This window comes from Blochmannia endosymbiont of Camponotus sp. (genome assembly GCF_023586085.1).
Lineage (GTDB): Bacteria > Pseudomonadota > Gammaproteobacteria > Enterobacterales > Enterobacteriaceae > Blochmanniella.
On record NZ_CP097757.1, the window covers coordinates 355,688 to 371,922 of the forward strand.

A 16,235-nucleotide genomic window follows, 5' to 3' on the forward strand; every position below is an offset into this window, starting at 1 on the left:
GTATGATGAAAAAAAAACAATATAATCTTATTAATATTATTTATAATGATCTATTTTTTTATGGTAAACAGCAATTACTTTTATTGTTGTTAGTGTTAATGTCAGCAATGCTAGTGATTTTAGTAACTTATCATACTAGATCCATGATTATGGATCGCGAAAAACTTTTTTTAGAAAGAGATACTTTGGATACTGAATGGAGAAATTTGATCCTTGAAGAAAAAATATTATCTGATCATAGTCGTATTGAACGTATCGCTGTAAATAAATTACAAATGCATTATGTAGATCCAACCCAAAATAAAATGTTCCACTGACTTAATAAATGTATGTTGATATATAAAAATTACTATTCAACATCATATATCATCATACGACGACCTAATATATGTTGTATGAAGTTTAAACCTTATAATTTCCAAATAATTTTAAGCAACAAGCGTTTTAACTTATTATATAGTTGTATTTTTTTTATATTAGTTATTTTGCTATTAAGATTGACTTATTTACAAGTTATTTATTCTAATAAGTTAATTAATGAAGGCAACATGCGTTCGTTACGTGTGCAACATATCTCATTTCCTCGGGGTATTATTACTGATAGATTGGGTCAATTGCTAGCAATTAGTATACCGGCTGATTCTGTTTGGATAGATCCTTATAAAATTAATAGAAATGGTGGCATTTCCTCTGAGATTTGTCGTTGGAGAGCGTTATCTAAAATATTAAATATACCATTCGATAAATTATCATCTCTTGTTAGTAATCACGCTACAGGGCGATTTATTTATTTAGCGCGACAAATAAATCCTTCTGTTTCTCAGAGTATTAGTCAACTTAAATTACCGGGAGTATATTTACAACAAGAATCAAAACGGTATTATCCTGCTGGGCGTACAACTGCTCATTTAATAGGAATAACAGATATAGATAGTCAAGGTATCGAAGGTATAGAAAAAAGCTTCAATACTTGGTTATCTGGTCAACGCGGAACAAAAGTGATACGAAAAGATAGATTTGGTAGAACAATTGAGGAAACTACTGTAGAAGATGGACAATCTTCTCAAAATATTGTTTTAAGTATTGATGAACGTCTACAATATTTAGCATATCATGAATTAAATAATGCTGTACGTATAAATAAGGCAGAATCCGGTAGCATAGTGTTAATAGATATTAATACCGGAGAAATTTTGGCTATGACTAATTATCCATCATATAATCCAAATAATTTATCTATTACTAACAAATCTGTCATGCGTAATCGCGCTATTACTGATGCATTTGAGCCAGGGTCAACAGTGAAACCTATTGTGATTATGGCTGCATTAAAACACAACATAATAACAACAGGTACTATTGTAAATACATCTCCTTATACGATTGATGGACATCAAATCAAGGATGTAATTTATCGTGACAAATTAACTGTTGGAGAAATATTGAAAAAATCTAGTAATGTTGGTGTTTCTAAATTAGCGCTATCCATGCCTGCAACAACTCTAGTAAATACATATTTAAATTTTGGAATGGGTAAGGCGACTAATATAGGATTAATAGGAGAAAGTAGCGGAATATACCCATACGATAAATGTTGGTCGGATATAGAACGAGCCACATTTTCTTATGGATATGGTTTAATGATTACCCCATTACAATTGGCTAAAGTTTATGCTACCATCGGTGGAATGGGAGTATCTAAACCACTTTCTATTATACGAGTTGAATCTCCTTTAACATCAGGACATCGAGTTTTTCCAAGACCATTAGTACGTGCTGTTTTAGATATGATGGAAAGCGTATCGTTATCGGGTAGTAATTATCAGGAAACGATTAAAGGATATCGGATTGCAGTCAAAACTGGTACTGTCAAGACAGTAGGATCACATGGAAAATATATTAATAAGTATATTGCATGTGCTGCTGGAGTAGCCCCAGCGAGTAATCCTAGATTAGCTTTAGCAGTAGTCATAAATGATCCTAAAAATGGTCATTATTATGGAAGTATGGTATCTGCGCCAGTGTTTCGTACAGTTATGGGTAATACGTTAAAAATAATGAATATTGTGCCAGATTTTTTACAATAATTAAAAAATACTATAATCTTTTTAATAAAAAATTACATGCATGAATTACATAATTTATATAAATTTCTTCTACCATGTGTTGCTAATAATTCTGCTTGCCCTATATTAACAGGGTTACAATTGGATAGTCGAGATGTTGTATTAGGAAATTTGTTTATAGCAGTCAAAGGTTGTAGGACTGACGGAAGACTATATATCAATTATGCAATTAAAAAAGGAGCTGCTGCAGTTCTGTCAGAATCTTGGAATAATACAACAATATTTAAAAAATACAGTTATAATACAAATGAAATACCTGTAGTTTGTATAAATCATTTATCACAGCATTTATCTGATATAGCAGGGATCTTTTATAATCATCCATCTCGTTTTTTGAACTTAATTGGTGTAACTGGAACTAATGGGAAAACTACTGTTACACATTTATTAGCTAGTTGGGTTCAATTGTTAGGAGAAAAAAGTGCTGTGATGGGTACATTAGGTAACGGGATGTTAGATAATTTGTACGTATCTGACAATACAACTTGTTCTGCTATTGATACTCAAAAAATATTAGATCAATTTATTAAAGATAAAATCGTATTTGTTGCTATGGAAATATCATCACATGGATTATCTCAATATCGTGTAGATGCCTTACATTTTAAAGTTGCTGTATTTACTAATTTAAGTCACGACCATTTAGATTATCACGGCAGTATGGAACAATATTTAATGTCTAAATGGCGATTATTTAATGAATTACATGTAGAGAAATATGTTATAAATGCTGATGATCTTATTGGTTATCGATGGTTGTATTATTTACCACAAGCAGTTGCAGTAACCATAACAGGAAATTTACCGATTTTTTGGAAAGGTAAATGGATATCTGTGATTAAAGTAAATTATTACTTACACTGTACAGACATTTTTTTTGATTCAAGTTGGGGAGGTGGGGTAATTCACAGTCAATTATTAGGAGAATTTAATGTTAATAATTTATTATTAGCTTTAGGTACATTATTGGTATTGGGATATCCTTTGTCGTTATTAGTTCATACATCATCTCAATTACGACCTATAATTGGAAGAATGGAGGTATTTAGTTACTATGGGCGGCCTACAATTATCGTAGATTATGCACATACTCCTGATGCATTAAAAAAAGTGCTGATTTCAATTAGGCGGCATTGTTATGGCCAATTGTGGTGTGTTTTTGGTTGCGGAGGCGATAGAGATCCAAGTAAACGTGCTTTAATGGGTTATATTGCAAAACAATATGCTGATCAGATTATCATTACTAATGATAATCCACGTACTGAAGAACCACAATCAATTGTAAATGATATTATGTATGGTATAGGCCTAAAAAATTTAAAAAAAAATATTAAAATTATTAAAAATCGTTATAGTGCAATACAAACTGTTATTTCCCAAGCGTGTTCAGAAGATATCATATTAATTTCTGGAAAAGGTCATGAAAAATACCAAATTATAGGAAATAATTGCATATGTCATTCTGATCAAAACGTAATAAAAAAAATTTTAAAAAACGATTTATCATGATTCCGTTTAGTCTTCATGAAATAGCGCCAATTTTAAACGCAAAACATATTGGCATAGATTTGATTATTGATTCAATTACTATTAATTCGAATACTATTTATAAACAATGTATGTTCGTAGCATTGATAGGTAAATGTTTTGATGGTCATGATTTTGCTGCCCAAGCAATTGCTTCTGGCGCTAAAGCATTATTAGTAAATAATTATATGTTTTTAGATGTTCCTCAATTAATTGTACCTAATACTCGTTATGCTTTACTAATGTTAGCGCGTTGGGTACGCCAACAAGTATCAGCAAAGGTTGTTGCTATAACTGGGTCCAGTGGTAAAACATCAGTAAAAGAAATGACCGCGTCTATACTAAAGAATTGTGGGGATACAGTAGCAACACAAGGTAACTTTAATAATACAGTTGGGGTTCCAATTACTTTATTACGTTTAACTAAACGAAACAATTTTGCAATTATTGAATTAGGCTCGAGTCGTCCAGGAGAACTGATGCAATTAAGCAAGATCGTTTCTGCTAATTCAGCTTTAGTAAATAATATTTACCCATCACATTTATTAGGGTTTGGATCGTTAACTAAAATAAAAAAAGAGAAAGGGAAGATTTTTTTTGAATTAGATTCACATGGAAAAGGTATTATAAATGCAGATAGTCATGCTTTGCATTTGTGGCGCAAAATATTGCGAGGAAAATCTATATGGAATTTTTCTTTGTATACTAGTGTTGGTGTAGATTTTTTTGCAAGTAATATTATTTTTGAAAAAAAGGGAATGCGGTTTTTTTTGCATAGCCCATATGGAACCTCTCCAGTATTCCTACCAATGTTGGGTAGGCATAATGTATCTAATGCTTTAGCTGCTAGCGCTCTTGCATTTTCTGTAGGAGCAGGGTTATCGGAAGTAATTACTGGACTGGAAAACGTAAAACCGTTACCTGGCAGGTTATTTCCAATTATTTTAGGTAAAAGCAAGTTATTATTAGATGATACTTATAATTCTAATGTTGGTTCTATGATATCTGCAATTCACGTATTGAGCACAATGCCAGGTTATCGCATATTGGTAGTTAGTGATATGTCAGAATTAGGAAAATATAAAGAAATCAAATATCATTCTTATATTGGTAAATTAATCGCAACAACAAATATCAATAAAATTCTTACTATAGGCAGCGCCAGTTATTTTATTTCCAAAATGTGTAGGAGGGGAGAACATTTTAGAAATCAACGTAAATTAATTATTTATATCAAACAAATTCTATCCAGTTATACATCAGTTAGCATGTTAGTAAAAGGATCTCGTGTTTTTGAAATGGAAAAAATAATTAATGCTATCAAGGATGAAAAAAAATGTTCTTTTGGTTAATAAAGCATATATTAGTATTATATTCATCTAATTCTAATATTATTTGTCATTTAACTTTTAGGGTTATTGCTAGTTTTTTGTTAGCATTATTTGTTTCTTTAGGGATAGGTTCTTATATAATTAAACGATTTCATAATTTACGTTTTTTTCAAATAGTACGTGAGGATGGGCCAGAAGTACATATTCAAAAACAAGATACGCCTACTATGGGTGGAATTATAATACTTCTATCTATTTTTATATCGGTAATGATGTGGGCTGATTTATCTAATTTATATGTATGGTATGTATCATTTATATTAATAACATATGGAATATTAGGATTAATTGATGATCTTTTAAAAATAAAAAGAAAAAATACTGCTGGTTTAAGTGCATTACACAAATATTTTTGGCAATCATTAATTGCATTAACGTTGATTATTACTATGTTTGCTTTAGATCACAATATTGTATCTACACAATTAGTAGTACCATTTTTTAAAAATTTTATGCCACAATTAGGTGTTTGGTACATTTTATTAGCGTATTTTGTCGTTGTTGGAACAAGTAATTCAGTTAATTTATCTGATGGATTAGATGGATTAGCTATCATGCCTGTAGTATTAATTGCGGCTGGGTTAGCTTTAGTCGCGTCTATAACTAGTGATATATATTTTTCTTATTGTTTACATATTCCTTACCTTAATCTTTCTGGAGAATTAATAATTATATGCGCTGCCATTATTGGGGCTGGTATTGGATTTTTGTGGTTCAATGCGTACCCAGCTCAAATATTTATGGGTGATGTAGGTTCTTTATCACTTGGAGGTGCGCTTGGAATAATTGCAGTATTATTACGTCAAGAGTGTTTATTATTAATTATGGGCGGTGTATTTGTAATAGAAACTATATCTGTGATCTTGCAAATAAGTTATTTTAAATTGTTTGGAAAACGAATATTCAAAATGACACCGATTCATCATCATTTTGAATTAAAAGGTTGTCCAGAACCTCGGCTTATTGTGCGATTTTGGATTATATCATTAATATTGGTTTTATTTGGGTTAATTACTTTGAAGATACGGCAATAAAAAATATGAGTAATTATCGAGGATCACAAGTTGTGATTATCGGTTTAGGAATTACGGGTTTATCTTGTGTTAATTTTTTTTTAGCTCGCGGTGTAATACCAAAGGTAATAGATACTCGTACACATCCTCCAGGAATAAATCAATTACCACATATTGTAAAGTATTATTTAGGTTCGTTTAACGATACATGGTTATTAAGTGCTACGTTAATCGTAGTTAGTCCTGGAGTACGATTAGATCATCCTATTTTAATTGAAGCGTTAAAATCAGGAATAGAAATTATTGGTGATATTGAATTATTTGCTCGAGAAGTAACTGCTCCGATAATAGCTATTACTGGATCTAACGGGAAAAGCACAGTAACCCAACTGATTTATAGGATAGCTAAAAGTGTTGGTTGGTATGTTGGTGTTGCAGGAAACATAGGTGTACCTGTTCTTTCTTTATTAAATAAATCATATCAATTGTATATATTGGAGATTTCAAGTTTTCAATTAGATACAACTTATAGTTTATGCGCTAAAGCGGCGATAATTTTGAACATTAGCGAAGACCACATGGATCGTTATCCTGGTGGATTAAGGCAATATTATCTCTCTAAGCAAAGGATTTATAAAAATGCTACAGTTTGCGTAATGAATGCTTTAGATCCTTTAACAGAACCCATATACGATGGTTATGATCATTGTGTGAGTTTCGGTATAAATGAAGATTCTGCAAATTATCATTTGAAATATTATAAAGGACATAACTGGATCGTTGCATATAACGAATATGTGCTTAATTGTTCCTTAATGAAAATTAATAGTCGCATTCATTATATCAATGCATTATCTGTTTTAGCATTATCAGATATTTTCAATATTCCTCGTTCTATTTCTTTAAAGGTATTGTGTCAATTTTCTGGATTAACGCATCGTTGTCAATTGATTTATAAAAATCATGGAGTTAGTTGGATTAATGATTCTAAAGCTACTAATGTTAATGCAACTATGGAAGCTATTAATAACTTAACATTATCTGGGACACTACATTTGATGCTGGGAGGTGATGGTAAATTAGCTAATTTTTCTGCGTTGAAACATTTAATTAAACAATATGAAATACACCTTTATTGCTTCGGAAAAGATGGATTATTATTGACAGAATTAGGCTTTAGCAATGTTATTCTCACAAATACAATGATACAAGCAATGCGAATTATTAGTCGTTGTACAAAAGAAAAAGACATAGTTTTATTATCTCCGGCTTGCTCTAGTTTAGATCAATTTAAATCATTTGAAACGCGTGGACATATGTTTGCCTATTTTGCACGAGAATTTGGATAATGAGAGTATTAAGAGCAAAAATTACTAATCACCTATTAAAATCACATAAAAAAAAATCATCACATATTGACGTGTTATATGATCGTTTGTTCTTTTGGTCTGTATTAGGATTAATTTGTATTGGTTTTATTATCATTAGTTCAGGATCAATTCCTATTGGAATACGATTGATGAATGATCCATACTATTTTATAAAGCGTGTAATTATTTATTATAGTATCACGTTCTTATTATCTGTGGTTACTTTAAGAATACCAATAAGAATTTGGCAGAATTATAATTTCATAATGTTGTTGTATAGTTGTACAACATTAATAATAGCATTAATATTAAATAATTCCACTAATGGAGCGTCACGTTGGATAATGTTGGGTTCGTTATGTATTCAACCTGCAGAATTATCAAAGTTATTTTTTATTTGCTATCTTTCTAATTATTTGACACGTAAATCAAAAGAAATACGTACTCATTTTTGGGATATATCTAAACCCATAATAATAATGATACTATTAGCTATATTATTATTAGCGCAACCTGATTTTGGTAGCATTATTATTCTATTTATTACTACTTTGTCTATATTATTTCTTTTTGGAGCTAAATTATGGCAGTTAACATTGATTTTTGTGTCCAATATATTTTTAATTGCATTATTGATTGTAATTAAACCGTATCGTATACAACGTATACTTACCTTTTGGGATCCATGGAAAGATCCGTTTGGCAATGGTTATCAATTAACTCAATCATTGATGGCGTTTGGTCGAGGGAAATGTTTTGGAGAAGGATTGGGAAATTCTATACTTAAATTAGAATATTTACCTGAAGCTCACACTGACTTTATTTTTTCTATCCTTGCAGAAGAATTAGGATATTTTGGAGCAATTTTAGTATTGTTTATGTTGTTTATAATTGTGTTCCGCGCCATGACTATTGGCTATAGTGCTTTGAATATTAATCATAGATTTTCTGGTATTTTAGCTTGTTCTATCAGTATTTGGTTTGGATCACAAATATTTATCAATATAGGAACTGTTAGCGGAATATTGCCCACTAAAGGGTTAACATTACCGTTTATTAGCTATGGAGGGTCTAGTTTTTTAGCTACAGTAATAGCAAGCATGCTGTTATTAAGAATAGATTTTGAAACACGTTTATCTAAAGATCAAGCTTTTTTGAAGAGCACGAAAAAATGAATCAAAAAAAAAGAATTTTGATAGTAGCAGGTGGTAGCGGAGGACATGTATTTCCAGGATTGTCAGTAGCTCATTACTTGATTGATAATGGATATCAAGTTGTTTGGTTGGGTACTGCAGATCGTATTGAAGCTAAACTAGTTCCCAAATATGGTATTGATATTAAATTTATTCATATTAAAAGATGGCACGGCGAAAAATTATACATCAAGTGTATAATGCCATTGTATATTTGCTTAGCAGTATATCAAGCACGGAAAATTATAAAATATTGGAAACCTGACATAGTCTTAGGAATGGGTGGATATGTCTCTGGACCTAGTGGATTAGCAGCATGGACGTGTGGCATTCCGTTAATAATACACGAACAAAATAGAATTATTGGTCTAACTAATCGGTATTTATCAATGTTTGCTGCAAAAGTATTACAAGGATTTCCTAATACCTTTCCTAATGCTAAAATAGTAGGAAACCCAATACGACGAACAATATTAGCAATTCCAAATCCAGTTAAACGATGGCAAGGCCGTGTTGGCCCTATTCGTGTTTTAGTTATTGGAGGGAGTCAAGGAGCTCATATATTAAATAAAATTATTCCAAATATGGCAGAAAAATTATCTAATAAACTGATCATATGGCATCAAGTTGGAGAACAAGATTTTAAAAAAGTAAAATGGGCTTACCAAAAAATAAAGCAAAGCTGTCATAAAATCGTAAAGTTTATTGATGATATAGCTCAAGCATATTCTTGGGCAGATATATTGATTTCTCGTGCTGGGGCGCTAACAGTAAGCGAAGTGTCGGTCGTAGGATTGCCGGCAATATTTGTACCTTTTATACATCATAAAGATCGTCAACAATATTGGAATGCTATGTCTTTAGTACAAGTAGGAGCAGCAAAAATTATTGAACAGCAAAACTTTACAAGTGATTACGTTAGTACAGTGCTAGAATCTTGGGATAGAAAAACGTTATGTAGTATGGCTCAACGTGCTAGAGATGTGGCTATGCCTAATGCAACTCAACAAGTTTCGCAAATAATAATTGAATATCTAAAAAAATAAATATACTAATAATTTAAATTTTTGATATATAGAAAATATTGAAAATATATTGAATAGATACGCTTATAATACCATTCTTTAAATCAAGAGATATTATGTTAATGATGAATCATGTCAAAAAAATACACTTTGTTGGCATAGGTGGAACTGGTATGTGCGGCATCGCGGAAGTATTAATGTGTGAAGGTTATGATATTACTGGTTCTGATATTGTACATAATAATGCAACCCATCACTTACTTGAGATAGGAGTAAAAATTTATCTTGGTCATAAATATAGTAATATAAATAATGCTAATGTTGTCGTCATATCTAGCGCTATTACCCCAAATAATCCGGAGATTTTAGCTGCTAAGCAAGCTCGCATTCCTATTATTAAACGTACAGAAATGTTATCTGAACTCATGAGGTTTAAATATGGAATAGCTGTCTCTGGAACACATGGGAAAACTACTACTACAACAATGATAGCTAATATTTATACTGAATCAGGGTTGAATCCAACTTTTATAAACGGGGGTCTAATAAAATCAGAAGGTGTACATGCTCGCCTTGGATGTGGTCGTTATTTAATCGCAGAGGCAGACGAAAGTGATGGTTCATTTTTGCATTTACATCCCATAGTAGAAGTAATTACTAATATTGATACTGACCATATAAATGCATATCAAGGGAATATTAAATGTCTTAAAAGAGCATTTATTAGTTTTTTACATAATCTACCATTTTATGGACATGCTGTAGTCTGCATTGATGATCCCATAATTTGTGAGATCTTACCCAAGATTAATAGAAAAGTTATTACTTATGGTTTTAATAAAAATGCTGATTTACATATTTTTGATTATCATCAAAATATAGAAAAAAGCAGTTTTACTGTATTACGTCCAAACAAATCAAAATTAAAGGTAACTTTAAATGCTCCCGGTTGTCATAATGCACTCAACGCTACGGCTGCTATTGCTGTAGCAACTGAAGAAGGAATTAGTGATGAATATATTCTTAAAACTATGTTCCATTTCCAAGGAACACAACGACGTTTTGAAAATCTAGGTCATTATCCTTTAAATAAAATAAATAGTCAAACAGGAGAATTTATATTAATAGATGATTATGGACATCATCCTGCTGAGTTATATGCTACTATTACAACGGCTCGAATTGGATGGCCTGGCAGGCGATTAATTATGGTATTTCAACCTCATAGATATACACGTATAAAAGAATTATATAATGATTTTGTTAATGTACTTTCTAGTGTAGATATTCTTTTAATACTAGATGTTTATTCTGCTGGCGAAGCACCTATTTTAGGAGCAGATAGTCAATCTCTGTGTCGTACCATTCGTAAACATGGTAAAATTAATCCAATATTTATATCAAATACGAAGATATTATCAGATATACTAGCTCAATTCTTGAAAAATAATGATTTGCTCTTAATTCAAGGAGCAGGTACAGTTAGTGAGATTGTGCGAAAATTAATCATTAAAAAATAACAATATACATATAAAATTATCATGACAAACAGTATAAAGTATAAAATATAAGTATGTATAGAATAACAATAAATTTTTATAACAATAAAATCATGAAAATAAATAGATTACCAAAACACTTTAGGCAGTGTTGAACGCACGTAAAAACACAATAATTAAATATGGTCTGAAACCAATCAAGTATTATCAATTCCGTCATCCATTATCAGATTGGATAGTATTATTTATCGCTGTAATTGGTGTTGTCTGGATTTTTTATTGTATAAAAACATGGATTTATAATTTTTGTTGTTATCCTCTGTCTTATATAATAGTGACTGGGAATCGTTATTATACTACTAACACAGATATTAATCAGACAATAATAAAATTAGGTGCATTGGGTACATTTATAACACAAGATATTAATATTATTCAAAAAGAAATTGAATGTTTACCATGGATTCAGCAAGTGAGTATAAGGAAACAATGGCCAGATACATTAAAGCTCCACATAATAGAGCATGTTCCATTAGCGTATTGGAATAATTCGCAGATCATCAGTGTAACAGGAACTATTTTTAGTATACCTGAAGAATACCAAAATCAAGATAACGACGCAAAAATCCCATATTTATATGGACCAAAAGGCAGTGAAAAAGCAGTACTAACTAATTATCACATATTTAATGCAATACTAAAATCTAACAAATTTCAAATAAAATCAATAAAAATGGATATACGTTATTCATGGCAATTGACTTTACAAGATAATGTTCATCTAAAATTAGGTAGAAATAATATAATTGAACGATTATATTGTTTCATTAAAATTTATCCTATTCTTCTTCAAGAAATTAAAAAAAATAATAAATATATTGATTATATAGATTTACGTTATCAATCAGGATTTGCTGTAAGATGGATTTCTAGTTCGATTACTCCCGTACTTTATAACAAATAAAGAAAAAATAAATAAAGGCAAATACAAACATGATCAAAACTTCAGATAAAAAATTATTAGTAGGATTAGAAATTGGCACAGCTAAGGTTGCCACGATGATAGGTGAAGTTTTGCCCGATGGAATAATAAATATTGTTGGATTGGGGTATTGTCCGTCGCGTGGTATGGATAAAGGAGGAGTAAATAATTTAGAATCAGTAATAAAATGTGTACAATATTCTATTAATCAAGCAGAATTAATGGCAGGCTGTCAAATTTCATCTGTTTATCTTTCTTTATCTGGAAAACATATTAGTTGTAAAAATGAAATAGGTATGGTCCCTATTTCAGAAGAAGAAGTAACGCAATCAGATGTAGATAATGTAGTACATATAGCTAAATCAGTTAAAATACGTGATGAACATCGAATATTACACGTCATTCCACAGAATTATGCTATTGATTATCAAGAAGGGATAAAAAATCCAGTTGGATTATCTGGGGTTAGAATGCAAGCTAAAGTCCATTTGATTACTTGCCATAATGATATGGCTAAGAACATTGTTAAAGCAGTAGAACAATGTGGATTACAGGTAGACCAACTGATATTTTCTGGATTGGCATCTAGTTATGCTGTGTTAACAGAAGATGAGCGTGAGTTAGGTGTCTGTGTTGTAGATCTTGGTGGTGGTACAATGGATGTAGCAATATATACTGCTGGAGCTTTACGTCATACTAAGGTTATTCCATATGCTGGAAATGTAGTTACTAGTGATATTGCCTATGCTTTTGGAACGCCGTTGTCTGATGCAGAAGTAATTAAGATACGGTATGGTTGTGCTTTAGAATCTTTAATTAGTAAAGGAGAAAATATAGAAGTTCCAAGTGTTGGAGGTAGACCTCCTCGTATTTTACAACGTCATATGTTAGCAGAAATAATCGAACCTCGATATATTGAGTTGATGATGTTGGTTAACCAAGAAATATTACAATTACAATTACAACTTCGCCAAATCAATATTAAACATCATCTTGCAGCAGGTGTTGTATTAACTGGTGGAGCATCTCTTATAGATGGGTTGTCAGCCTGTGCTCAAAAAGTATTTCATACCCAAGTTCGCATTGCGTCTTCCATAAATACGAGTGGAATAATAGATGATGTCAAAAATCCACAGTACTCTACTGTTATTGGATTATTACATTATGGAAAAGAATCTCATTTGAATAATGAGATAGACATAGAAAAAGGAATAACAATTAAAGGTTGGATAAAAAAAATGAATAATTGGTTAAAAAAAGAATTTTAAAATTTTTATAAATATAAAATATGCTAAATCCGTTAAAAAATTTATTTTTAAAATAACTGAAGTAATATGGAGAAAACTATGTTTGAACCAATGGAATTAACTAGTGATGCAGTAATTAAAGTTGTAGGTATTGGCGGAGGCGGCAGTAATGCAGTTGAGCATATGTTGCGTGAACGTATTGAAGGCGTAGATTTTTTTGCTGTTAATACTGATGCTCAAGCCTTAAGAAAAATGACAATAGGCCAAACCATTCAAATTGGTAGTTCTATTACTAAAGGATTAGGGGCAGGTGCTAATCCAGAAATTGGTCGTAACTCTGCAGAAGAAGATCGTGATGTATTAAAAGCCACTATAGAAGGCGCAGACATGGTTTTTATCGCCGCAGGGATGGGTGGAGGAACGGGAACAGGAGCGGCTCCGATAGTAGCCGAAGTAGCTAAAGATTTAGGGATTTTAACTGTAGCTGTAGTTACTAAACCTTTTAATTTTGAAGGAAAAAAACGTATGGTGTTTGCTGAACAAGGAATTTCTGAGCTATCTAAATATGTTGATTCACTAATAACGATTCCAAACGATAAATTATTAAAAGTTTTAGGACGAGGCATATCATTATTAGATGCGTTTAGCGCCGCCAATGATGTATTAAAGGGAGCAGTTCAAGGTATTGCGGAATTAATTACTCGACCAGGTTTAATGAATGTAGATTTTGCAGATGTGCGCACAGTAATGTCAGAAATGGGATACGCCATGATGGGGGCTGGAGTAGGATGTGGAGACGATAGAGCAGAAGAAGCATCTGAATTAGCTATTGCTAGTCCTTTATTAGAAGATATTGATTTGTCTGGCGCTCGCGGTGTTTTAGTAAATATTACTTCTGGTTTAGATCTACGGCTAGATGAATTTGAAACTGTGGGTAATACTATACGTTCTTTTGCTTCTGATAATGCAACAGTAGTAATAGGTACTGCTTTAGATCCAGATATAAATAACGAATTACGCGTTACTGTGGTTGCAACAGGAATCGGTATTGATAAGCGTTCAGATGCCATCCGATCAAATATTAAAGAAGAAAAAAAAATAGTACGAGATAATCATTATCATAATCGTTCTTCTCAAAGAGTATCTACCTTTTTCAAGGAATCTAGACATACATCATCTGCTACAGTTAATCAGCAGAATACAACCCTGGATAAAGATACAGATTATTTAGATATTCCTGCTTTTCTAAGAAAACAAGAAGACTAAATTAAAGATAATATCGATAAAAAATTCTCACGAAAATGCAAATATGTGTCTATATAATTTTTTGATGTAGTGATAGTAATAAAAATTGCATGAGATAATATCATGATAAAACAACGAACATTAAAGCGCGTTGTACAAGTCACTGGAGTAGGGTTGCATACTGGTAAAAAAGTTACATTAACTCTGCGTCCTAATAAAGCAAATACTGGTATCATTTATCGTCGTACTGATTTATATCCTCCTGTAGATTTTCAAGTTAATATTAAATCAGTAGGAAGCACTGCATTGTGTACATGTTTGATTAATGAATACGGTGCGCAAATTTTTACTGTTGAACATTTAAGTGCTGCTCAAGCAGGATTAGGTATTGATAATATTATTATAGAATTGAATGCCCCTGAAGTGCCAATAATGGATGGCAGTGCTAATCCTTTTGTACGTTTATTATTAGATGCTGGCATAGAAGAACTTAATAGTGCCAAAAAATTTATCCGATTAAAACAAACTGTACGTGTTGAAGATGGTGATAAATGGGCTGAACTAAGACCATTTGATGGGTTTACGCTTGATTTTACTATTGATTTTGATCATCCAGCTATTAACGTTAATACGCAGCATTGTTTTTTTAATTTTTCTTCAGAATCTTTTGTTCATAACATTAGTCGAGCACGTACTTTCGGTTTTATGCGCGATATAAAAGATTTACAATCTCGTGGATTTGCTTTAGGAGGAAGCTTTAATTCGGCTATAATAATTGATGATAACCGTGTGCTCAATGAAGATGGATTGCGTTTTGACGATGAATTTGTTCGACACAAAATGCTTGATGCGATTGGTGATCTATTTATGTGCGGACACAATCTTATCGGTTCTTTTATTGCTTTTAAATCTGGGCATACCCTAAATAATAAATTGTTAAAAGCCGTTTTATCATGCCAAGAATCATGGGAAATCGCTACCTTTTCTAAGGAATCTGATTTACCTTTAGTATTTTAGATATCCATTTATATTTTTAGATATGAAGTATAACAATATCATCATAGATTTTAATATATAAATTTATCTAACTTATTTAAGATAATTCCGTTATTATTGTTTAATTCTATAAAAATTTCACATATTACTATATGTGCAGCTATGCTAACTGCCATATGTTTCTAATTTTATAAATAAAAAGCGCAAAAAAATTAATTAAAATTTGTCTATAATAAACGTTTTTATCTTATAAAACAGACAATATATACATCTGAGCATGGCATATTTAACTTATAAATTCATTTCATTATGAAAATCAGAGATAAACAAATATTTTTTGATATTTTATTTATTCTTATTCCTATATATATGAACTTTTCATATTATCAAATTAATATATATTTCTATATATAAAATGTATTTTCATATTCGTATATGATAAATTTGATAGTTATTAGTAACTATTTGAAAAATTTTTAAACTTTATTTAAATAGCTTCACATTCAGAATATCAAATATATTAATCAAAATCATTACTCATATGTCGCGCTATATAATATGTTTAGAATGTATACACAACACATAAATTTATGTAAATAAAAACTTATATGCTTATTCATG

General features: G+C 31.0%; 13 protein-coding genes. All 13 read left to right on the plus strand.

What is annotated here, in order from left to right:
* Positions 1–2 precede the first annotated feature (2 nt).
* The 13 genes from ftsL (at position 3) to lpxC (ending at position 15,635) form a co-directional block, all read left to right on the plus strand.
* Positions 3–317 (plus strand): cell division protein FtsL, encoded by a 315-nt coding sequence (ftsL, locus tag M9400_RS01455; RefSeq protein WP_250232650.1) that lies wholly within the window; start codon positions 3–5, stop codon positions 315–317.
* A 78-nt stretch (positions 318–395) separates the two neighbouring features.
* The gene (gene ftsI, locus M9400_RS01460) at positions 396–2,087 is read left to right on the plus strand and encodes a peptidoglycan glycosyltransferase FtsI (protein ID WP_250232651.1); all 1,692 of its coding nucleotides are present in this window, start codon (positions 396–398) and stop codon (positions 2,085–2,087) included.
* Positions 2,088–2,123: 36 nt separating this feature from the next.
* The gene (gene murE, locus M9400_RS01465; protein ID WP_250232652.1) at positions 2,124–3,635 is read left to right on the plus strand and encodes a UDP-N-acetylmuramoyl-L-alanyl-D-glutamate--2,6-diaminopimelate ligase; all 1,512 of its coding nucleotides are present in this window, start codon (positions 2,124–2,126) and stop codon (positions 3,633–3,635) included.
* A complete protein-coding gene (murF, locus tag M9400_RS01470; protein ID WP_250232653.1) occupies positions 3,632–5,005 on the plus strand; it encodes a UDP-N-acetylmuramoyl-tripeptide--D-alanyl-D-alanine ligase in 1,374 nt (457 codons plus the stop codon). The genes murE and murF overlap by 4 nt, the downstream gene beginning before the upstream one ends.
* Positions 4,990–6,078, plus strand: a complete 1,089-nt coding sequence (mraY, locus tag M9400_RS01475) for a phospho-N-acetylmuramoyl-pentapeptide-transferase (protein WP_250232654.1) — start codon at positions 4,990–4,992, stop codon at positions 6,076–6,078. Before murF ends, mraY begins: the two co-directional genes overlap by 16 nt.
* Before the next feature lie 5 nt (positions 6,079–6,083).
* Positions 6,084–7,406 (plus strand): UDP-N-acetylmuramoyl-L-alanine--D-glutamate ligase, encoded by a 1,323-nt coding sequence (gene murD, locus M9400_RS01480; RefSeq protein WP_250232655.1) that lies wholly within the window; start codon positions 6,084–6,086, stop codon positions 7,404–7,406.
* Positions 7,406–8,602, plus strand: coding sequence for a cell division protein FtsW (gene ftsW / locus M9400_RS01485; protein WP_250232656.1), 1,197 nt, complete (start codon positions 7,406–7,408; stop codon positions 8,600–8,602). Before murD ends, ftsW begins: the two co-directional genes overlap by 1 nt.
* Positions 8,599–9,666 (plus strand): undecaprenyldiphospho-muramoylpentapeptide beta-N-acetylglucosaminyltransferase, encoded by a 1,068-nt coding sequence (gene murG / locus M9400_RS01490; RefSeq protein ID WP_250232657.1) that lies wholly within the window; start codon positions 8,599–8,601, stop codon positions 9,664–9,666. Before ftsW ends, murG begins: the two co-directional genes overlap by 4 nt.
* 95 nt (positions 9,667–9,761) lie before the next feature.
* Positions 9,762–11,165 carry a UDP-N-acetylmuramate--L-alanine ligase gene (gene murC, locus M9400_RS01495; protein WP_420022274.1) on the plus strand — a complete coding sequence of 468 codons (1,404 nt, stop codon included), beginning with the start codon at positions 9,762–9,764 and terminating at the stop codon, positions 11,163–11,165.
* Between the two features lie 127 nt (positions 11,166–11,292).
* A complete protein-coding gene (locus M9400_RS01500) occupies positions 11,293–12,108 on the plus strand; it encodes a cell division protein FtsQ/DivIB (RefSeq protein WP_250232659.1) in 816 nt (271 codons plus the stop codon).
* Between the two features lie 29 nt (positions 12,109–12,137).
* Positions 12,138–13,394, plus strand: a complete 1,257-nt coding sequence (ftsA, locus tag M9400_RS01505) for a cell division protein FtsA (protein ID WP_250232660.1) — start codon at positions 12,138–12,140, stop codon at positions 13,392–13,394.
* Positions 13,395–13,472: 78 nt separating this feature from the next.
* Positions 13,473–14,639 (plus strand): cell division protein FtsZ, encoded by a 1,167-nt coding sequence (ftsZ, locus tag M9400_RS01510; protein WP_250232661.1) that lies wholly within the window; start codon positions 13,473–13,475, stop codon positions 14,637–14,639.
* Positions 14,640–14,741: 102 nt separating this feature from the next.
* Positions 14,742–15,635, plus strand: a complete 894-nt coding sequence (gene lpxC, locus M9400_RS01515; protein ID WP_250232662.1) for a UDP-3-O-acyl-N-acetylglucosamine deacetylase — start codon at positions 14,742–14,744, stop codon at positions 15,633–15,635.
* Positions 15,636–16,235 lie beyond the last annotated feature (600 nt).